Origin of the sequence: Streptacidiphilus alkalitolerans (assembly GCF_042511045.1) — a bacterium.
In the GTDB taxonomy this organism is placed as follows: Bacteria; Actinomycetota; Actinomycetes; order Streptomycetales; family Streptomycetaceae; genus Streptacidiphilus; species Streptacidiphilus alkalitolerans.
Genome location: NZ_JBHEZX010000014.1, coordinates 169,169 through 190,097, shown reverse-complemented (window position 1 = coordinate 190,097; position 20,929 = coordinate 169,169). Strand labels below are relative to the sequence as shown.

Below are 20,929 nucleotides of genomic sequence, written 5' to 3'. Positions count from 1 at the left end.
GGCGATGAGCACCTCCCTCTCGGGCAAGACCGCCGTGGTCACCGGCGCGGGGCGCGGCCTCGGCCGGGCCGAGGCGCTGGAGTTGGCCCGCCTCGGCGCCAGCGTCGTGGTCAACGACTTCGGCGCGCCGGGGCGCGACGGCAGCGGCGCGGCCTCGCCCGCCCCGGCGGACGAGACCGTCGCGGCGATCCTCGCCGAGGGCGGCCAGGCGGTGGCCCACTACGGCGACGTGGCCGACCTGGACGCCGCCCGGGCCCTGGTCGAGCTGGCCGTGTCGACCTATGGACAGCTCGACATCCTGGTCAACAACGCGGGCATCCTGCGCGACCGGATGGTCTTCTCGATGTCCGAGGAGGAGTGGGACTCGGTGATCAAGGTCCACCTCAAGGGCCACTTCGCCACCACCCGCTTCGCCGCCGCGCACTGGCGCGACCGCTCCAAGGCGGCGGGCGCCCCGGTCTACGGACGGATCGTCAACACCTCGTCCGAGGCCTTTGTGGCCGGCTCGGCCGGCCAGCCCAACTACGCCGCGGCCAAGGGCGGCATCGTCGGCCTGACCAGCAGCTGCGCGGCGGCGCTGGCCCGCTACGGGGTGACCTCCAACGTCATCTGCCCGCGGGCGCGGACCCGGATGACCGAGGATGTCTTCACGGGCGGGATGGGGGCACCGGACCAGGGGCTCGACCCGCTCGCACCCGAGCATGTCTCACCCCTGGTCGGCTACCTGGCCTCCCCGGCGGCGCAGCGCGTCAACGGGCAGGTCTTCGTGGTCCACGGCGGGATGGTGGCGGTGCTGGGACAGCCCCCGGTGCTGGCGAAGTTCGACACCGCCAAGGACCTGTTCACCCCGGCCGAGCTGGACGACCTGCTCACCCCGTTCTACGCGGGGCGGACGCCGGGCGACGGCTTCGCCAACCTCGCGGTGCTCGGCCTGCGGCACGGGGCCTGACCGGCGCCTCCCAGTCGTTGGCGTCAGTCGTTCGCGGCGGCGACCCGGCGGTGGCGACCGTGCCCCGCCGGCTCGCGCCGTCCCTCCCGGTCGTCCTCGGCCACCGTGCCGCGGTGCTTGCCCGCCGTGTCCTCGTTGTTGTTGTGGTGCCCCGGAGCTGCGTTCAGCCGGTTCTCACTGATGTCGGTGAAGGCATCTGCCATGAGAGTCGTCTTTTCCCGTCGGTGTCGTCTTTTGTGCGGTCGTACGAACCTGATCACCCTATGCAACCCGCCGTCGCGGTCACACGTCGGGTGCGTAACAAAACGTCCACGGTCCATACCCGTCGGTAGCTGGAGATGATGCCCCGTCAGGCCGGGCGTCCGGTACGGAGGAAGCCGGCCAGCAGCTCGTGCAGCACCGGGGCGCCGTCCTCGGCCAGCACCTCGTGGCCCGCGCCGGCCGCCTCCACGTAGCGGAAGTCGGCGCCCTCGGAGCGGCCCATCCGCAGCAGTTCCTGACGCAGCGTGCGGGACTGGCTCACCGGCACCACCGCGTCCTGGTCGCCGTGGACCACCAGCAGCGGGGCGGTCAGCCGGTGGCAGACCCGCAGCACGTCGCGCGCGCCGGGACCGTCCGGGCCCTGGTCCGCGCCGCCGTCCGGCTGGGCGCCGCCCAGACGCAGGGTCAGCGCCCGCACCGCCGGCCCGGCCTCGGCCAGCAGCCGCGGCCCGGACAGGAACGGCGCCACCACCGCGCAGCGGGCCACCTGTTCGGGTGCGGACGAGGCCGCGAGCAGCGCCAGGAACGCCCCGTAACTCACTCCGAAGAGTGACGGCTGCTCAAGCCCGAGCGCGGACCGCTGGCTGCTGACGGACTCCAGCAGGGCCAGCACGTCCTCCAGGTCCGGGCCGCCCCAGGCGTTCTGCAGGGCCTGCGCGTACTCCACGCCGTAGCCGGTGCTGCCGCGCTGGTTGACCGCGACCACGGCCAGGCCCTCGGCGGCCATCCGCTGCAGGGCCGGGTCGAACTCGAGCCGCCAGGCGTCGGCAGGTCCGCCGTGCAGGGCGACCACCAGGTGCTGGGCCGTCAGCCAGGCGTCGCCGCCGTAGACCACGGCCTCCATCGGGCCGGCCGCGCCGGGCAGTTCCACGGTCCGGGCGCCGTGCCAGCGCCCGCCGTCGCTCGGCGGCGCGCTGCCGTCGAGCCGCCAGCCGGAGGAGCCGCCGCGGCTGCCGCGCGGGGCGGAACCGTGCAGGCCCTGGGCGTTGCCCGGCGCCGGGTGTATCCGTATCACGCTGCCCATGCCGGCCGCGCCGCCCTGCAGCGGCGCCAGCCGCAGCGGCATCGTCGGCACCGGATCGGGGCTCTCCGGCGGCCCCTCGCGCAGCCGGTCCACGTCGATGGTGGCGACCCCGGCCGGGTGGTCCGGCGCCGAGTACGGCATCCGCAGCCCGGCGGCGGACCAGTGGCCGACCCCGCCGAGCCGGCCCGGCGGCACCGGCACCGGGTCGAGCTGCCCGGACGAGGGCTGCCACAGCGCCAGCGAGGAACCCGCGCCCCAGTCGCCCTGCAGCGCCACCCTCAGGTCGGCCGGGGCCGTCCCCGGCTCGCGGGCCGGCTCGATCGCCACCGGGCGCAGGAACTCCCGGGTCCGGTGCAGGCAGTCGGGGAAGCGCAGCGGCTCGGCGCCGCCGAGGACGCCCCAGCCGATCCGGTCCTCGCCCGGCGCGTCGCTGCGGACCAGGATCAGCCCGCTGCCCGGGTCGGCGGCGATCAGCCGGTCATTGCTGTGCGGAGCCAGTTCCAGGAACGGGCTGACCGTGCCGGTGGCCAGGTCGAGCACCACGGTCTTGACCATCGGGCCACTGGTCCCGAAGCCCTCGGTGCGGGCCGGCAGCAGGTGGTCGAGCGCCAGCAGCCGTCCGCCCCGGTCCAGCCACACCCCGCCGCCGGAGACCCCGGCGAACTCCGCGACCTGCTGCGGCTGCGTCGCGCCGTCCGCGCTGACCAGCCAGACCGCGCTGACCTGCCGGCCGTCCATCCCCAGCGCCACCGCGACCGGGCCGCCCGGCTCCGGCGCGGGCATCGCCATCAGTCGCAGGGTGGGCACGCGGAGCGTCCCGGCCGAGGACTCCCGCACCGACGCCGGGGTGCGGACCACCAGCTCATGGCGGTCGGCGGCGGCCTGGCGGCAGATCAGCACCCGCCCGTCCGACAGCGAGACCAGCTGCGACCGCAGGCTCTCCGGCAGCCCGCCCGCCGCCTGCGGCAGCGGCACCGGCATGGCCACGACGTCCATCCCGCCCGCCGGGACGAGCGCGCCGGCGCCGCCGAGACCGCCGACGATCAGCCCGCCGACCAGCTGTTCGCCGCCCCGGGCAGCGGCTTCGCTGCCGCCCAGGCGCCAGCTCTCCGGGTACCAGCCGCCGTCCCCCGAGGTGGCCAGGCAGGCCGCGTAGGCGCCGTTGGCGGAGAAGGTGAAGCCGAGCCGCCGCAGCGCGGGCGCCGCCCTGGTGTGCGGAAAAGCGCCGACGAGAGTGAGAGGTGACGCAGTCATGAGGAGTCCACCACCGGATTCAAGGAGGTCGGACCGGGCAGCACACAGCCACCGGTCCGCAGCCGGGGAACGCTCGGGTACAAGGAACTCGCCGACACCCCCGCCGCACCACTGACGCTACTTACGCCACTCGCACCACCCGAACGGATCGATGCCCCTTCACTCATAAGGGTGAGCAGTGGGGAGGAGCCGACGTACGGATCGGTCCGGAATCTTCTGTAATCTCGACGGGTGCCGATCCTTTCCGACGTCCTCCGTGTGTTCGACGAGCTCTACCCGCCCGGGCGGGCCGAGTCCTGGGATGCCGTCGGCCTGGTCTGCGGTGATCCGGAGGCCCCGGTGCGGCGGGTGCTGTTCGCCGTCGACCCGGTGCGGCAGGTCGTCGACGAGGCCGTGGGCTGGGGCGCGGACCTGCTGGTCACCCACCATCCGCTGTATCTGCGCGGGGTGGTCTCGGTCGCCGCGACCGGCTTCAAGGGCCGGGTGGTGCACACCCTGATCAAGCACGACATCGGCCTGCTCACCGCCCACACCAACGCCGACTCCGCCGACCCCGGCGTCTCCGACGCCCTCGCCGAGGCGGTCGGCCTGCGGGTGACCGGTCCGCTCGTCCCCGATCCGACCGACCCGGCCGGACGCCGGGGCAGCGGACGGATCGGCGTGCTGCCCGCGCCCGAGCCCCTGTCCGCCTTCGCCGCCCGCGTCGCCGCCGGACTCCCCGCCACCGCGCAGGGCGTCCGCACGGCGGGCGACCCGGAGCAGCCGGTCCACCGGGTCGCGGTCTGCGGCGGCTCCGGGGACTCCTTCCTCGACGCCGTCCGCGCCGCCGGCGTGGACGCCTATGTCACCGCGGACCTGCGCCACCACCCGGTCTCCGAGGCCCGCGAGACCAGCGGCCCGGCCCTGGTCGACGCCGCCCACTGGGCCACCGAGTGGCCCTGGCTGCGGCTCGCCGAGCGCGAGCTGCTGGCCGCCGCCGAGAAGCACGGCTGGACGCTGGAGACCCGGGTGTCGCAGCAGGTCACCGACCCGTGGACACTGCACACGCCGCAGACGTAGCCACAGACCTTTCCTGACCGACCGACGCACCACCCCGAGGAGCACCCCCTGAACGCCGCGCCCGCCGACCAGATCCGCCTGCTGGACCTCCAGGCCCTCGACTCCCGCCTGGACCTGCTCGCGCACCGCTCCAACACCCTCCCCGAGCACGACGAGATCCAGCAGCGCGGCAACGACCTCACCGAGCTGCGCTCGCTCACCGTCGCCGCCGAGACCCAGCTCAGCGACACCAAGCGCGAGCTGGTCAAGGCCGAACAGGACGTCGACCAGGTCACCACCCGGGCCGCCCGCAACCAGCAGCGGATGGACTCGGGCTCGGTCGGCGCCAAGGACCTCGCCAACCTCCAGCACGAGGTCGGCGCCCTCGCCAAGCGGCAGAGCGACCTCGAGGACGTCGTCCTGGAGATCATGGAGCGGCTGGAGTCCGCCCAGACCCGGGTCAGCGAGATGACCGCCCGCCGTGACGACGCCCAGCACAGCCTGGCCGAGGCCGAGGTCCGCCGGGACGCCGCCCAGGCCGAGATCGACGTCGAGGTCGAGAAGATCACCCGGGAGCGGGCGACCGTCGCCGCCGTCATCCCGGCCGACCTGATGAAGCTCTACACCCGGCTGCGGCAGACCCAGGGCGGGACCGGGGCGGCCCGGCTGTTCCAGCGCCGCTGCGAGGGCTGCCGGGTCGAGTTCGCCACCGCCGACCTCCGCACCATCCGGGCCGCCGCGCCGGACGAGGTCGTCCGCTGCGAGAACTGCAGCCGCATCCTGGTCCGCACCTCCGACTCCGGCCTCTAGGAACCCCGCGATGGCGTCCAGCCGACGGTTCATCATCGAGGCCGACGGCGGCTCCCGGGGCAACCCGGGGCCCGCCGGGTACGGCGCGGCCGTACGTGACGGCGACACCGGCGAGCTGCTGGCGGAGGCGGCCGAGTACATCGGCCACGCCACCAACAACGTCGCCGAGTACCGGGGACTGATCGCAGGGCTGCGGGCCGCCCACGCGATCGACCCGGAGGCGAAGGTGGACGTCCGGATGGACTCCAAGCTGGTGGTCGAGCAGATGTCGGGCCGCTGGAAGATCAAGCACCCGGACATGCGGCCGCTGGCGGCCGAGGCCGGAGCGGTCTTCCCGCGCGAGCAGGTCAGCTACCAGTGGATGCCGCGGGCCCGGAACAAGCACGCGGACCGGCTCGCCAACGAGGCCATGGACGCGGGCAAGGCGGGCAGGCAGTGGGTCGCCAAGCCGCTGCCCGCCGGCGCCGCCGGTTCGGGCACGGTCGCGGTCGAGGAACTGCCGCCGGCCGCGCCCGCCGCCCCGGCCGGCTGGGCCGCCCCCGCGGACCTCGGCACGCCCACCACCCTGGTGCTGCTGCGCCACGGCGAGACCGCGCTCACCCCGGAGAAGCGGTTCTCCGGCAGCGGCCGGGGCGTCGACCCCGAGCTGTCCGAGCGCGGCCTGGCCCAGGCCGACCGCGCCGCCGCCGCGTTCGCCGCGCGCGGCACCGTCCAAGTGATCGTCAGCTCCCCGCTGCTGCGCTGCCGTCAGACCGCGGCGGCGGTGGCGACCCGGCTCGGCCTGGAGGTGCGGATCGAGGAGGGGCTGCGGGAGGCGGACTTCGGCGTGTTCGAGGGCCTGACCTTCGCCGAGGTCAAGGAGCGCTACCCGGTCGAGCTGGACGCCTGGCTGGGCTCGGCCAGGAACGCCCCGCCGGAGGGCGAGAGCTTCGTGGCGGTCTCCCGCCGGGTCGCCGTCGCCAGGGACAAGCTGCTGGCCCGCTACCCGGGTCGGACGGTGCTGGTGGTCTCCCATGTGACCCCGGTGAAGACCCTGGTCAGGCAGGCACTGGGGGCGCCGCAGGAGTCGCTGTACCGGATGGAGCTGTCGCCCGCGGCGATCTCCTCGATCCAGTACTACGCGGACGGCAACGCCTCGCTACGGCTCTTCAACGACACCTCGCACCTGCGTTAGAGCTCGCTGACGACCACGTCCAGCGCCCACGGCTTCCCCGCCGCGGGCGCTGTCGCCTCCACCGTGTGCTTCAGGTCCCGCAGGGCCGTCACCAGCTCCGCCGGGGACTCCGGCTCGGCCCCGGCCTCCAGCAGGTTGCGGACGATCCGGCCCTTGGTCGCCTTGTTGAAGTGGCTCACCACGGTCCGCTTCACCACGCCTGCGACCTCGCGCTCGTGCAGCACCCGGACCGTCGCGGTCCGCCCGGCCACCGGGCCGGACGGACGCCACAGCGCCGCGTACGCCGATGACCGTAGGTCGAGCACCAAGCCCTCGCCCGCGACCGCCGGCAGCACCGCGGCCGTCTGGGCCCGCCAGAACGTCCCCAGCGGGCCCAGCGGCGGCAGCTTCACACCGCCCGAGCAGCGGTACGGGGGGATCCGGTCGGTGATCCGGACCGCGCCCCAGAGCCCGGAGAACACCAGCAGCGAGCGGGTGGCCCTGGCACGGGCGTCCGGTCCCAGCGTGGACAGTTCCAGCGCGTCGTAGAGCACCCCGGTGTAGAGCTCGCCGGCCGGGAGCGCCCCCGCGGTCCGCAGCGCCGTGTTGCGGGCCAGCTCGCCGCGCAGCCCGGGGCTCAGCCCCAGCACCTCGGCGGCGCGGTCCTGGTCGCCGCCGCTGAGCTGCACCAGCGCGTCCAGGACCCGGGCCCGGGCCGGGTTCAGCTCCGGCAGCGACAGGGACGCCGGATCCAGCGGCGCTCCCGCCCCCGCGGCGGCCTTCCCCTCAGACGGCGGCAACAGCACCAGCACAGCGCGACTCCTCGTTGTGAACCGTTGTGAACCGTTGTGGACGATTGCGGACGACACGCCACAGCCTATTGACTCGGCCGACCCCCATCGACCACCCCGCCCGGCTCTACGCTTCGACCATGCCTCGTCGCCACCTCAGCGTCCGAACCGCCGGGACCGCCCGGATCGACAGCGAGCTGGCCGGACTGCGGGCCCGGATGGAGCTTCCGGAGAGCTGGCTGGCCGAGGTCCTCGCCGAGGTCGAGCAGACCGCCCGGGAGCCCCGGCTCCCGTCCTACGACGCCACCGCGCTGCCGCTGTTCACCATCGACCCGCCCGACTCGATGGACCTGGACCAGGCGATGCACCTGGAACGGCGCGGCAGCGGCTACCGGGTCCACTACGCCATCGCCGACGTGGACGCCTTCGTCCGTCCCGGCGGGGCGATCGACGCCGAGGCCAGGCGGCGGGTCGAGACCCTCTACTTCCCCGACCTGCGGGTCCCGCTGCACCCGCCGCAGCTCTCCGAGGGCGCGGCCAGCCTGCTCCCCGGCCAGGACGTGCCGGCCCTGCTCTGGCAGCTCGACCTGGACGCCGACGGGGCGCTGGTCCGCACCGACCTGCGCCGGGCCCTGGTCCGCAGCCGCCGCAGGCTGGAGTACGCGGGGGTGCAGGCGGCCATCGACGAGGGCACCGCCGACGAGGCCCTCGCCCTGCTCGGCACCGTCGGACCGCTCCGGGAGGAGCGCGAGGCGGACCGGGGCGGCGTCAGCCTGCCGATCCCCGAGCAGGAGATCGAGCTGGCCGAGGGCGGATACACCCTCAGCTACCGGGCGCCCCGTCCGGCCGACGGCTGGAACGCGCAGATCTCGCTGCTGACCGGGATGGCCGCGGCCGCGATGATGCTGGACGCCGGCATCGGCCTGCTGCGGACCCTCCCCGCCGCGCCGGAGTCCGCGTACGCCCGGCTCCGCCGCACGGCCGGGGCCCTCGGCGTCGACTGGCCGGCGGAGCTCCCGTACCCGCAGTTGATCCGCTCGCTGAACCCCAACCGCCCGGCCCACGCCGCGTTCCTGAACGAGTGCACCGGGCTGCTCCGCGGCGCCGCCTACACCGCCTTCGACGGCGCCGCGCCCGCGGATCCGCGCCACTCCGCCGTGGCCGCCCCGTACGCGCACTGCACCGCGCCGCTGCGGCGGCTGGCCGACCGCTTCGCGGGGGAGGTCTGTGCCGCCGTCGCCGCAGGCGACCCGGTGCCGGACTGGGTGCGGCGGGCCCTGCCGGAGATCCCCAAGCTGATGGAGACCGGCGACCGCCGGGCCCACGAGGTGGAACGCGCCTGCGTGGACCTGGTCGAGGCCGAGCTGCTGCGCGGACGCGAGGGCGAGGTCTTCGACGGGGTGGTCGTGGACGTGGACGAGAAGAAGCCGCAGTCCGGCACGGTCCAGCTGCACGCCCCGGCGGTCCGGGCCAAGCTCAGCGACGACCGCCCCGGCGCCACCCCGCTCCCGCTGGGCACCCGGCTGCGGGTCCGCCTCACCGCCGCGGACCCGAGCAAGCCGGTGATCCGCTTCGCCCCGGCCTGAGGGGCGGCCCAGGCTCCCCGTCCGGCCCGGTCATGAGCGCCTGCCACGGTCGACTACGATGAGGGCACGGCAGACGAGCCGAGCGGACGGCCGCGTTGGGACCTTACGGTCCCGCCGAGGAACGTCCGGACTCCACAGGGCAGGGTGGTGGCTAACGCCCACCCGGGGCGACCCGCGGGACAGTGCCACAGAAAACAAACCGCCGGGGGCTCAGGCCTCCGGTAAGGGTGAAACGGTGGTGTAAGAGACCACCAGTGCCCAGGGTGACCTGGGCAGCTAGGTAAACCCCACCCGGAGCAAGGTCAAGAGGGGGCAGCGCAAGCTGCCCTGCGCTGACGTTCGAGGGCTGTCCGCCCGAGTCAGCGGGTAGACCGCTTGAGGCCGGCGGCAACGCCGGTCCTAGATAGATGGCCGTCTCCCGGCCGACCGCGAGGTCGACCGGCGACAAAATCCGGCGTACAGCTCGACTCGTCTGCCGCCCACCGGCCGGTGCGGTGATTCTCTGCAAGGGCGCACGTTGATGGACAGAAGTGACATCACGGAGGACGACTTCCAGGCCCGGCAGCGCTGGGGCGCGCTGGGACGGAAGCAGCGTCGCCGGATCGTCAGGAACGCGAAGAAGGGCATTGCCTGCGACGACCCGGTCACCGCGGCGATCGCGCTGGGCTGGGCCTGGGCGGTGCTCGGGGCGCCGGAGCGGCGGCGCCGGTTCGACTGGCTCGACTTTCTGACGCCGGGGCCCAACCCCGCCTTCGTGGACGTCTATGACGGCAGCCGGATGTTCGACACCTACCGCTACGTCCGCCGCGCGGCCAAGAACATCGACGCGGTCCACACCCCGCTGCTGCCATGATGGCCGCATGGCAGAGGCACTGAGTCGGCAGGGGGTCTCCGACGCGGTCGGCGGCCTGGGGTGGCGGTATCTGCTGGGGACGCTGCGCACCTCGGTGCTGGTCGGGTCGCTGGCCCGGGCGGCCGAGGTGGCGGCGCGGGCGGTCGCGGCGTGCGGGGCGGACGCCGACCGGCATCTGCGGGTCGACCTGCGTCCCGACCGGGTGGTGCTCACCCTGCAGTCCTTGGACCAGGCGGCGCTGACGGCCCGTGACATCGAGCTCGCCCGGCTGCTCTCCGCCGCCGTGGGCGAGGCGGGGCTGCGGACCGAGCCCGAGGTCGGTACCGGGGCGGCCCGGTCGGTGCAGTTCCTGGAGATCGGCATCGACGCGCTCGACATCGCCGCGATCCGCCCGTTCTGGAAGGCGGTGCTGGGCTACGACGACGAGCCGGGCGCCGACGGTCCCGAGGATCCGCTGGTCGACCCGGTCGGGCAGGGCCCCGCGGTCTGGTTCCAGCAGATGGACCGGCCGCGTCCGCAGCGCAACCGGATCCACTTCGACGTGTCCGTCCCGCACGACGAGGCGCCCGGTCGGATCGAGGCCGCGCTGGCGGCCGGCGGCCGGCTGCTGTCCGCGGCGCGGGCCCCTTCGTTCTGGGTGCTGGCCGACAGCGAGGGCAATGAGGCCTGCGTGACCACCTGGCAGGGCCGGGACGGCGCGCAGCCGCAGGCGTCCGCGGAGAACGGAGCCGCGCCGTGGCCCGCGTCCTGATCCCGCTGCCGGACCGGGACTTCGACGTCACCGAGGTCGCGGTGCCCTGGCGGCTGCTGAGCGACGCCGGGCACGAGGTGGTCTTCGCGACCGAGCGCGCCGGGACGGTGCCCTCGGCGGATCCGCTGCTGCTGACCGGTGTGGTCTTCGGCAAGCTGGGGGCCGAGCCTGAGCCCAAGCGGTTCTACGCGGAGCTGGTCGAGTCCCCGGCCTTTCGGCGGACGCTCGCCTGGGCGGACCTGGACCCCGGGGACTACGACGCCCTGCTGCTGCCCGGCGGCCACGCGCCGGCGATGCGCCAGTACCTGGGCTCGACGGTGCTGCAGGCGAAGACGGCGGCCTTCTGGGCCACCCGCCGCCCGGTCGCGGCGATCTGCCACGGCGTGCTGGTGCTGGCCCGCACCCAGGACCCGGCGACCGGCCGCAGCGTCCTGCACGGACGGCGGACCACCTGCCTGCCCGGCTACCTGGAGCGCTCCGCCTTCCTCGCCACGGCCTGGCGCCGGGGGCGCTACTACCGCACCTACCGCGCCTATGTGGAGCAGGAGGTACGGGCGGCGCTGGCGGCGCCCGCCGACTTCGAGCGCGGCCCGCGCACCCTGTCCCGGCGCGGGACGGCCACCGACGACTCGGCGGCCTTCACCGTCCTCGACGGCCGCTACCTGTCGGCCCGCTGGCCGGGCGACTCCTATCTGTTCGCCCGTCAGCTCATCCAACTCCTGGCCCTGCCGCTGTCCTGAGGTTTGATTACTTTGCGGTAACGAGTCCAGTCCAGTTGTGGGCTTTGCTTCATGTCCCTGCCACCTTGGGCGGGGGTCGGCGACACCTGGTTACTGCAGAGTCAGTTCCCGAATCGCGCGCGATCCAGCGATCAAGCCGTCCAGCGATCCGGAGGACTCCGTGGCGCCCGTCACCCGTCGTACTTTCCTCGGTTCTGCCGCCGCCCTCGGTGCGGCGATCGGACTGGAGGCCATTCCCGGCTCCGCTCCGAGCGCCGTCGCCGCCACGGCCCCGACCGGCACCATCACCGATGTGAAGCACGTGGTCGTGCTGATGCAGGAGAACCGCAGCTTCGACCACTACTTCGGCTCGCTCAAGGGCGTCCGGGGGTTCGCCGACCGCAGCGGCATCACCCTGCCGGGCGGGTACTCCGTCTTCAACCAGCCCAGCGGCAGCGGCCGGCAGTACCCCTGGCAGCTCAGCGCCACCGGCACCTGGTACTTCGGCGCGAGCGGCGAGACCCTCGCGCAGTGCGACGGCTCGCTGGACCACGGCTGGTCCACCCAGCACGGCGCCTGGAACAACGGCCTGATGAACAACTGGGTCTCGGCCAAGGGCTCCAGCCGGACCATGGGCTTCCTCAACCGCTCGGACATCCCGTTCCACTACGCGCTGGCGGACGCCTACACCATCTGCGACGCCTACCACTGCTCGATCCTGAGCGCGACCGGCCCCAACCGCACCTATCTGTGGGGCGGTTCGATCGACCCGGCCGGGACGGCGGGCGGGCCGGCCTACGACGGCGGCGACGAGTCCGGGCTGAGCTGGCAGACCTACGCCGAGTCGCTGCAGAACGCCGGGGTCAGCTGGAAGGTCTACCAGAACGCGAGCGACAACTACGGCGACAACGCCCTGGCCTACTTCAAGCAGTTCGCCAACGCCGCCTCCGGCAGCGCGCTCTACCAGCGCGGGATGTCCTCGGTCCCGTCCACCGGCTCCACCCCCGACGACATCGCCGCGGCGATCAAGGCGGACGCGCTGGCCGGCACCCTGCCGCAGGTCTCCTGGGTGGTCGCCAACCAGGCCTTCTCCGAACACCCGGACGCGCCGCCGAACGACGGGGCGCACTTCGTCAACCTGGTCATCCAGGCGCTGGCCGCCAACAGCAGCGTCTTCGACTCGACCGTGCTGTTCCTCAACTACGACGAGAACGACGGGTTCTTCGACCACGTCCCGCCGCCGGTCGCCCCGGCCGGCACGGCCGACGAGTCGTACAGCGGGCTGCCGATCGGGCTCGGCTTCCGGGTGCCGATGGTCGTGGTCTCGCCGTGGACCCGCGGCGGCTGGGTGGACTCCCAGGTCTTCGACCACACCTCGGTGATCCGCTTCCTGGAGACCTGGACCGCCGCCCTCGGCACCCCGGCCACCTGTTCCGCCATCAGCGCCTGGCGGCGCAAGGTCTGCGGCGATCTGACCAGCGCCTTCGACTTCGCCAACCCGGTGCACGGCCTGCCGGCGCTGCCGTCCACCAGTACCACCATCGGCCAGGCGTACTGCAATGTCATGGTGAACCCGGCGCCCGGCACCAACTCCCTTCCGGCGCAGGAGACCGGCAGCCGTCCGGCCCGCGCGCTGCCCTACCAGCCCAACGGCTTCGTGGACCACCTGGAGTTCGACTCCGGCGGCAAGACCCTGGTCTGGATCAAGATGGCCAACCAGGGGGCCCAGGCCACCGCCGCCGCCCACTTCTCCATCTACGCCAACGCCGACCGCACCGGCGGCCCCTGGCAGTACACCGTGGACCCGGGCGGCACCGTCACCGACTTCTTCAACGTCGGTAGCGGCTACGGCGACGGCAAGTACGACCTGACCTGCGTCGGCCCCAACCGCTTCCTGCGCCGCTTCGCCGGCGACACCACCGCGGCGGGCCGCACCGCCGAGGTCAGCTCCTCCTACGCGCCCGCCCCGGACACCGGCAAGCAGGCGATCTGGTTCGCCCTGGCCAACACCGGGACGGCGGCGGCGACCTTCACCATCACCTCCACCCAGTACCGCTCCGACGGCCCGTGGACGTACCAGGTCCCGGCCGGGGGCAGCACCTCGGACTACTTCAACGCCATCGCCTACACCAACGGGTGGTACGACTTCACGGTCACCGTCAGCACCGATCGGTCCTGGAGCCGCCGCTTCACCGGGCACATCGAGACCGGGGCCGCCAGCGTCAGCGGCTGAGCGCCGCCGATGGAATGACGTCTTGTCAGGGTTTTACCAACTTTATGCGCTTTTCACAGTTACCCGCGATGCCGCGCGCTCGTCAGTCACGGTGATCCCTGCACCCGACGAGAGCGCGGCACGTGGAATCCGAAAACCTTCTCGCGGCGGCGCTGCCGCTTCCGCAGGCCGACTGGCCCGCGGCCCCGGCGGCGCCGGCCCGCACCCTGGTGGACATCCTGGACGCCTCGGTCCGGCGCACCCCCGACGCCCCGGCGCTGGACGTGGACGGCGCGGTGCTCGACTACCGGGGCCTGCGCCAGGCCGCGAGCGCCCTCGCGGCGCGGCTCGGCGCCCGTGGGATCGGCCCGGGCGACCGGGTCGGCGTCCGGATCCCCTCAGGGACGGCCGAGCTCTACACCTCGATCCTCGGCGTGCTGCTGGCCGGCGCCGCGTACGTCCCGGTCGACGTGGACGACCCGGACGAGCGGGCCGAGCTGATCTGGCAGGACGCCGGGGTCCGCGCGGTGCTCGGCGCGGACGGCAGCCTGCGGCCGGGGCCCGTTGCGGGGACGGGGACGGGGACGGGGACAGGGACGGCGCCGGCGGGCGGCGCGCGGGCCCCTGAGCCTGGGGACGACGCCTGGATCATCTTCACCTCCGGCACCACCGGCCGTCCCAAGGGTGTTGCGGTGAGCCATCGTTCCGCCGCCGCCTTCGTCGACGCCGAGGCCGGACTGTTCCTGCGGCAGGCGCCGCTCGGGCCCGGTGACCGGGTGCTGGCCGGGCTCTCGGTGGCCTTCGACGCGTCCTGCGAGGAGATGTGGCTGGCCTGGCGGCACGGGGCCTGCCTGGTCCCGGCACCGCGTGCGCTGGTCAGGGCGGGCGCCGAGCTCGGCCCCTGGCTGGTGCGCCGCGGCGTCACCGCCCTCTCCACGGTGCCGACCCTGGCGGCGCTGTGGCCGGTGGAGTCGCTGGACGCGGTCCGGCTGGTCATCGTCGGCGGCGAGGCCTGCCCGGCCGAACTGGTGGCCCGACTCGACCGTCCCGGGCGGGAGTTCTGGAACACCTACGGACCGACCGAGACCACCGTGGTCGCCTGCGCCGCGCGGCTGCGGGCCGGGCAGCCGGTGCGGATCGGCACGCCCCTGGACGGCTGGCGGCTCGCGGTGGTCGACCCGGACGGCGCCCCGGTCGGCTGGGGCGGGACCGGGGAACTGCTGATCGGCGGGGTCGGCGCGGCCCGCTACCTCGACCCGCTGAAGGACGCGGAGCGCTTCGGCCCGCATCCGGCGCTGCCTGGCACCCGGGTCTACCGCAGCGGCGACCTGGTCCGCGCCGAGCCGCAGGGTCTGGTCTTCGTCGGCCGCGCCGACGAGCAGGTCAAGCTGGGTGGGCGGCGGATCGAGCTGGGCGAGGTGGACGCCGCGCTCGCCGCGCTGCCGGGGGTGCGGGCGGCCGCTGCGGCGGTCCAGGAGACCCCGCTCGGCGGGCAGGTGCTGGTCGGCTACCTGGTGGCCGAGCCGGGGGCCGGCACCGACCTGGCGGAACTGCGGCAGCGGCTGCTGCGGGTGCTTCCCGCCGCGCTGGTGCCGGTGCTGGCACTGCTGGCCGAACTGCCGACCCGTACCTCGGGCAAGGTGGACCGGGCCGCGCTGCCCTGGCCGCCGCCGAGCGGACTGCCTCCGCAGGGCGGCAGCGCCGGGCCGGGCGGCCGGAGCGAGCCGCGGGGCACCGCGGCCCGGCTCGCCGAGCAGTGGCGCGACCTGCTCGGCGTGAGCACCGACACCGACGGGGACTTCTTCGCCCTGGGCGGGACCAGCCTGGCCGCCGCCCAGCTGGTCTCCCAGCTGCGGGTACGGCACCCGGGGCTCTCGGTCGCCGACCTCTACCACCGGCCGCGGCTCGGCGACCTCGCCGCCCACCTCGACCTGATCGCCGTTCCCCACCGCACACCTGACGACCGCACAGCTGACGACCGCACAGCTGACGACCAGCACACCGCCCACCGGCTGCCGCGCCCGGCGGCCCCGGCGGACCCGCCCGGCCAGCGGAAACGTTCGATCACCCGCACGCCCCGGCGGACCGGCCTCTACCAGGCCGCGGTGCTGATGCTGCTGCACACCCTCGGCGGCGCCCGCTGGGTCCTCGGGCTCGCGGCCCTCGACAACCTGCTCCGCAACAGCCTCCTGCGCGACCTGCTGGGCGGGGGAGCGCTCGGCGCCGCCGCGGACCCACTGGCCTGGACCCGGCCCACCTCCTGGTGGATCATCGGCGCGGGCTGGCTGCTGTTCAGCAGCGCGCCGGGCCGCACCCTGCTCGGCGCGGCCGGCGCGCGGCTGCTCACCCGCCGGCTCCGGCCCGGCACGTACCCCAGGGGCGGCCGGGTCCATCTGCGGCTGTGGACCGCGGAGCGGCTGGTCGCCACCTTCAACGTGGCCGCGGTGGTGGGGACCCCGCTGGCCCGGCGCTATGCGCGGCTGCTGGGCTGCGAGGTCGGCCCCGAGGCCGATCTGCACACCATGCCCCCGGTGACCGGATTGGCCCGGTTCGGCGCCGGCTGCACGCTGGAGCCCGAGGTCGACGCGGCCGGCTGGTGGCTGGAGGGTGACCTGCTGCGGCTGGGCGCGATCACGGTGGGCCCCGGGGCCAGGATCGGCTCCAGGGCGATGCTGATGCCGGGCGCGGACGTCGGCGCGGGCGCCGAGGTCGCCCCGGGCAGTTGCGTCCTCGGCCGGGTCCCGGACCGCACCCGGGTCCACGGCTCCCCGTCCCGCCCCGCCCCGCAGAGCCCCGCCGCCGCGCCGCAGGACGCCGCGCCCTGGCCGGAGGGGCGTCCGCCGCGCTCCCCGGTGCGCGACCGGCTCTGGGACGCCGTCTACGCGCTCACCCTCCCCGCGCTGCAACTGCTCCCGCTGGCCGCGGCGGCCCCGTCCCTGCTGACGCTCTGTCTGCTGCTCGCCCACCAGCCGTCCCCCGGCGGAGCCCTCACCCGGCTGCTGCTCGCCTCGGTGCCGCTGGCCCTGCTGGGCCGGGTGCTCCACGCCCTGCTGCTGGCCGGGCTGGTGCGGCTGCTCTCACGGGCCGTCAGGCCCGGCCTGCACCCTGCCCACGGACGGACCGGCTGGTCCGTCTGGCTGGTGCACCAGCTGACCGGATCCGCCCGCTCCCAGCTCTACCCCCTCTACGCCTCGCTGGCCACCCCGCACTGGCTGCGGCTGCTCGGGGCGCGGATCGGCCGCCGGGTCGAGGCGTCGACCGTGCTGCTGCTCCCGGGGCTGACCACGGTCCAGGACTTCGCCTTCCTGGCCGACGACACCCTGCTCGCGCCGTTCGAGATCGCCAACGGCTGGCTCCGGCTCGGCCGGGTGTCGGTCGGCAGGCGCTCGTTCGTGGGCAACTCGGGGATCGTCGGCCCCGGGCGCAGCCTGCCCGAGGACTCCCTGGTCGGCGTGCTCTCGGACGCCCCGGACCGGGCCGAACCGGGGAGTTCCTGGCTCGGACGCCCCGGCTTCCCGATGCAGCGGACCGTGGAGACCGGCGACACCGCCCGTACCTATGACCCGCCCCGGCGGCTGGTCCTGGCCCGGGCCGCGGTGGAGCTGTGCCGGGTCGCCCCGACGGTCCTCTCGGTGCTGCTCGGCGCCCTGTCCGCGGCCGGACTGCAGGCGCTGCTCGACCGGTACGGGTTGACCGCGTCGCTGCTGTCGGCCGGACTGCCGCTGGTGCTCTGCGGCCTGGTCGCGTGTGCGCTCACCACCGCCGCCAAGCGGCTGCTGATGGGCAGGTTCAGGGCCGGGGTGCAGCCGCTGTGGAGCTCCTTCGTCTGGCGCAACGAGCTGTTCGACACCTTTGTCGAGGAGCTGGGGATGCCCTGGCTGGGCAGTACGCTGGTCGGCACGCCCTTCCTCAACGCCTGGCTGCGCAGCCTGGGGGCGCGGATCGGACCGGGGGTGTGGTGCGAGACCCACTGGCTGCCGGAGACCGACCTGGTGGAGCTGGGCGAGGGCTGCACCCTGAACCGGGGCGTGGTGGTGCAGACCCATCTGTTCCACGACCGGCTGATGCGGATGGACGGCATCCGGATCGGCGCGGGGGCCACCGTCGGGCCGCACTCCATCGTGCTGCTGGGCGCCGTGGTCGGGGAGGCCGCCGTGGTCGGACCGTCCTCGCTGGTGATGCGCGGCGAGGCGATTCCCGCGCGAACCCGCTGGTTGGGCAACCCGGTTGCGGACTGGAGCGGCTTGATTACGCCTTTCGTGACCCGCTCTTGAAGATCGGCCCGCCAGCCGTCGAACTAGTCCGCGCAGGAACCATGTCGGCCGTGCCGCGGGTGCTCGGGGCGAGACCTCCGGCACCGCTCTGACCTGCGAAGGAAGCGGCCGGGGCGCTGGCGGAGGTTTCGTCACCGCTTTCGCGGGGGCTGTCGCCGACAGGTGACACCACGCTCAGTTGTGAAGGTTCTTCAAGTGTGGTTGGGTCAGGCGCTCCAGCGGTGTAGGCATAGGGGGTGCCTGAACAGACCATGCCAACAATATCGGAGTCCCCTCCGCCGACCCCTTCCCTTTGGAGGCATCGGGATTTTCTGCTCCTCTGGTCCGGAGGAGCCGTCAGTGACCTGGGCTCGGCCGTCTCCACCCTGGTCCTGCCCCTCGTCGCGGTCACCGCGCTGGACGCCTCGACCTTCCAGGTGGCGCTGCTCGGGGTGATGGCCCGGCTGCCGTTCCTGGTGCTGACCCTGCCCGCCGGGGTGATCGTGGACCGGGTCGACCGGCGCACCCTGATGCTGTGGTGCGACCTGGGGCGGATGCTCGCCATCGGGTCGGTCCCGCTGGTCTCCGCGTTCGACCGGGTCACCATGTGGCAACTGGTGCTGGCGGCACTGGCACTCGGCACCTTCCGGGTCTTCTTCGACGTGGCCGACCAGAGCTATCTGCCGACCCTGCTGCCCCGGGAGCAACTGGTCGACGGCAACGGCAAGCTGCGCGCCACCGAGACCTTCGCGGACTCGCTGGGCCCCTCCCTGGGCGCCGCGCTGACCGGGCTGGTCGGCGCCGTCCGGACCCTCACCGCCGACTCCGTCTCCTACGCGGTCAGCGCGCTCTCACTGCTGCTGATCCGCACCCGGGAGCCGGCGCGGGACCCCGCGGCCGGCGCGCCCCGGGTCACCTTCCGGGCGGCGATGGGGGAGGGGCTGCGCTTTGTGCTCGGGGACGCGATCCTGCGCCGGATCGCCGCCTGCACCGCGACCGCGAACCTGGCCATCAGCCTGGTCACCTCCATCGAGGTGGTCTTCCTGCTCCGCGCGGTGCACTCCACGCCCACCCAGGTCGGCATCGTGCTGGGGCTCGGCACGCTCGGCGGGTTCGCCGGCAGCCTGATGGCCCGTCGGCTCGCCCTGGCCATCGGCACCGCGCGGGTCATGTGGGTCGCCCTGGTGGTGCCCGCGCCGCTGGCCTTCCTCATGCCGCTGGCCTGGTCCGGCTGGGGCGCGCTGGTCTACGGGGTCGGCTGGGCGGCCTTCAACGCGTCAGGGGCGGTCTACAACACCGCGCAGATCTCCTACCGCCAGTCGGTGTGCCCGCCGGAGCTGCTCGGCCGGATGAACGCGTCGATCCGCTGGCTGATCTGGGCGACGGTGCCGGTGGGCGCGCTGCTGGGCGGGCTGCTCGGCACCTGGCTCGGGCTGCGTCCGACGCTGTGGGTCGGGGCCACCATCATGGCGCTCACCGGCGCCTGGCTGGTGTTCTCGCCGATCCGGCGGATGCGCGACATCCCGCTGCCCGCCGTCGCGGCCTGATCCGGGCCCGACCCGGGATCCTCAGGAGACGTTCATGTGCCTCAGAGCCACTTGTCAGTGGCCGCTGCAAGAATATCGGCATGTCATCAGGCAGTCGCTTCCCGCGCGAGCTCGTGCGTGCCCAGCAGCAGGTCTGGGCCTGCGAGGCGGCGACGCGCGCGTTCGTACTGGACGGCCCCAGCAGCCCGGTGGTGGCCTGGCCGCTGCCCCGGCAGGCGGAGTACCAGCGGCTGCGCGGCGAGCGTGAGGCCGCGCAGCAGGTGGTGCGGGAGCACCCGGTGATGGCCGCGGCCATCGCGGACCACCACTGGACCGCGACGCTCCGGGCGCTCTGGCAGGCCGCCCGCGAGCAGGTCGAGGAGGACGGCGCCGGCCGGGCGGCGGCCCGGGGCTGGCGGCCCAGGACGGCGGCCTAGGGCTGGCGGCCCAGGACACCCCTAGGCTGGCCGGTATGACGCAGCTTCGTTTCGGTGTGCTCGGCGCCGCCAGGATCGCCCCCTCCGCCCTGGTCCGGCCGGCCGGCAAGGTGCCCGGGGCGGTGGTGGCCGCGGTGGCCGCACGGGATCCGGAGCGGGCCCGCCGGTTCGCCGCCAAGCACCGGATCCCCACCGTCCACGCGGGCTACCGGGAGCTGTTGGACGACCCGGAGATCGACGCGGTCTACAACCCGCTGCCCAACGCCCTGCACGCCGAGTGGACCCTGAAGGCGCTGGCGGCCGGAAAGCACGTCCTCTGCGAGAAGCCGTTCACCTCCAACGCCGCCGAGGCCCGCGCGGTCGCCGACGCCGCCGGGGCGTCCGGTCTCGTGGTCATGGAGGCGTTCCACTACCGCTACCACCCGATGGCGGCGCGGATGCGGGAGATCGTGGACAGCGGCGAACTGGGTACGATCCGCTCGGTGCGGACCGCGATGTGCTTCCCGCTGCCGAAGTTCGACGACATCCGCTACAGCTACCCGCTGGGCGGCGGGGCGCTGATGGACGCCGGCTGCTACGCCCTGCACCTGCTGCGGCTGCTCGGCGGTGAGGCCCAGGGCACGCCGGAGGTGGTCGGCGCCGAGGCCAGGCTGCGCGGTGCGGACGTGGACCGGGCGATGACCGCCGAACTGCGCTTCCCCGGTGGGGCGACCGGGCGGATCACCGCCTCGATGTGGTCCCGGCGGCTGCTGGACTTCACCGCTTCGGTGCGCGGCGACGCGGGGGAGCTGAGGATCGTCAACTACCTGGCCCCGCACGCCTACAACCGGCTGACGGTGCGGACGGCGGCGGGCACCCGCCGGGAGCGGGTGGCGGGCGGGCACACCTACACGTACCAGCTGCGGGCCTTCACCGAGGCGGTGCTGAACGGCGGCCCGGTGCTGACCCCGGCCGAGGACGCCGTGGTCACCATGGGCCTGATCGACGACATCTACCGCGCCGCGGGGATGCGCCCGCGCGGAGCGGACGCGCCGTGAGTGCCTGAGGTGACCCGAAGTCACCTCAGGTGACCGGCCGACAGCGGTCGGACATCCTTTGGTTCCGGCATGCTCATGGTCTTGACGTGACGGTGCGGGGGCATGAAACTCGCAGCGAGAGAGCGCTCTCCCACCCCTCAAGTGCGCCTCCTTCCCTAGTCAGGACCATGGCTGACGCTCCGTCCGGTCCGGACGGAGCGTCGATCCGCCATGCCGTTTTTCCTCCCCCACCCTCTGTCTCATCGCGCAGGAGATGCCCATGAGATCGGCTCATA

Annotated in this window: 16 protein-coding genes and 1 other RNA gene; 14 read left to right on the top strand and 3 right to left on the bottom strand. The window is 74.0% G+C overall.

Annotated elements, in window-relative coordinates:
* The first annotated feature begins 4 nt into the window (after positions 1–4).
* Complete coding sequence (locus ACEZDG_RS27855; RefSeq protein ID WP_380514382.1) at positions 5–949, top strand: 3-oxoacyl-ACP reductase; 945 nt, start codon at positions 5–7, stop codon at positions 947–949.
* Between the two features lie 23 nt (positions 950–972).
* On the opposite strand, the gene ACEZDG_RS27850 is transcribed toward ACEZDG_RS27855, so the two are convergent.
* Both ACEZDG_RS27850 and ACEZDG_RS27845 read right to left on the bottom strand, forming a co-directional pair.
* Positions 973–1,152, bottom strand: a complete 180-nt coding sequence (locus ACEZDG_RS27850; RefSeq protein ID WP_380514380.1) for a hypothetical protein — start codon at positions 1,150–1,152, stop codon at positions 973–975.
* Positions 1,153–1,298: 146 nt separating this feature from the next.
* Positions 1,299–3,488: an alpha/beta hydrolase family protein gene (locus tag ACEZDG_RS27845; protein WP_380514378.1), complete on the bottom strand. Its 2,190-nt coding sequence runs from the start codon at positions 3,486–3,488 to the stop codon at positions 1,299–1,301.
* A 231-nt stretch (positions 3,489–3,719) separates the two neighbouring features.
* Between ACEZDG_RS27845 and ACEZDG_RS27840 the strand changes: the two genes are divergently transcribed.
* The 3 genes from ACEZDG_RS27840 to ACEZDG_RS27830 are packed head-to-tail and all read left to right on the top strand — an operon-like array spanning position 3,720 to position 6,510.
* Complete coding sequence (locus ACEZDG_RS27840) at positions 3,720–4,547, top strand: Nif3-like dinuclear metal center hexameric protein (RefSeq protein ID WP_380514376.1); 828 nt, start codon at positions 3,720–3,722, stop codon at positions 4,545–4,547.
* 48 nt (positions 4,548–4,595) lie between these two features.
* Positions 4,596–5,336, top strand: coding sequence for a zinc ribbon domain-containing protein (locus tag ACEZDG_RS27835; protein ID WP_380514446.1), 741 nt, complete (start codon positions 4,596–4,598; stop codon positions 5,334–5,336).
* Between the two features lie 10 nt (positions 5,337–5,346).
* On the top strand, positions 5,347–6,510 hold the full coding sequence (locus ACEZDG_RS27830) for a bifunctional RNase H/acid phosphatase (RefSeq protein ID WP_380514374.1): 1,164 nt from the start codon (positions 5,347–5,349) through the stop codon (positions 6,508–6,510).
* On the opposite strand, the gene yaaA is transcribed toward ACEZDG_RS27830, so the two are convergent.
* Positions 6,507–7,301, bottom strand: coding sequence for a peroxide stress protein YaaA (yaaA, locus tag ACEZDG_RS27825; protein ID WP_380514372.1), 795 nt, complete (start codon positions 7,299–7,301; stop codon positions 6,507–6,509). The two genes, ACEZDG_RS27830 and yaaA, sit on opposite strands and share 4 nt — an antisense overlap.
* Before the next feature lie 119 nt (positions 7,302–7,420).
* Here yaaA and ACEZDG_RS27820 point away from each other — a divergent pair, with 119 nt between their 5' ends.
* From ACEZDG_RS27820 to ACEZDG_RS27775, 10 genes are all read left to right on the top strand, one after another.
* Positions 7,421–8,866: an RNB domain-containing ribonuclease gene (locus ACEZDG_RS27820; RefSeq protein ID WP_380514371.1), complete on the top strand. Its 1,446-nt coding sequence runs from the start codon at positions 7,421–7,423 to the stop codon at positions 8,864–8,866.
* Positions 8,867–8,940: 74 nt separating this feature from the next.
* An RNA gene (gene rnpB, locus ACEZDG_RS27815) (RNase P RNA component class A) lies at positions 8,941–9,341 on the top strand.
* Positions 9,342–9,386: 45 nt separating this feature from the next.
* Positions 9,387–9,719: a hypothetical protein gene (locus ACEZDG_RS27810; RefSeq protein WP_380514369.1), complete on the top strand. Its 333-nt coding sequence runs from the start codon at positions 9,387–9,389 to the stop codon at positions 9,717–9,719.
* A 7-nt stretch (positions 9,720–9,726) separates the two neighbouring features.
* Entirely contained in the window at positions 9,727–10,470 is a 744-nt protein-coding gene (locus ACEZDG_RS27805) for a VOC family protein (protein WP_380514367.1), read from the top strand.
* Complete coding sequence (locus ACEZDG_RS27800) at positions 10,455–11,210, top strand: type 1 glutamine amidotransferase domain-containing protein (protein ID WP_380514365.1); 756 nt, start codon at positions 10,455–10,457, stop codon at positions 11,208–11,210. Before ACEZDG_RS27805 ends, ACEZDG_RS27800 begins: the two co-directional genes overlap by 16 nt.
* Positions 11,211–11,370: 160 nt before the next feature.
* Positions 11,371–13,422, top strand: a complete 2,052-nt coding sequence (locus ACEZDG_RS27795) for a phosphocholine-specific phospholipase C (protein WP_380514363.1) — start codon at positions 11,371–11,373, stop codon at positions 13,420–13,422.
* A 122-nt stretch (positions 13,423–13,544) separates the two neighbouring features.
* Complete coding sequence (locus ACEZDG_RS27790) at positions 13,545–17,675, top strand: Pls/PosA family non-ribosomal peptide synthetase (protein WP_380514361.1); 4,131 nt, start codon at positions 13,545–13,547, stop codon at positions 17,673–17,675.
* Positions 17,676–17,926: 251 nt separating this feature from the next.
* A complete protein-coding gene (locus tag ACEZDG_RS27785) occupies positions 17,927–19,201 on the top strand; it encodes an MFS transporter (RefSeq protein WP_380514359.1) in 1,275 nt (424 codons plus the stop codon).
* Between the two features lie 80 nt (positions 19,202–19,281).
* Entirely contained in the window at positions 19,282–19,617 is a 336-nt protein-coding gene (locus tag ACEZDG_RS27780; RefSeq protein ID WP_380514357.1) for a hypothetical protein, read from the top strand.
* Positions 19,618–19,652: 35 nt separating this feature from the next.
* Complete coding sequence (locus ACEZDG_RS27775; RefSeq protein WP_380514355.1) at positions 19,653–20,654, top strand: Gfo/Idh/MocA family protein; 1,002 nt, start codon at positions 19,653–19,655, stop codon at positions 20,652–20,654.
* Positions 20,655–20,929: the final 275 nt, after the last annotated feature.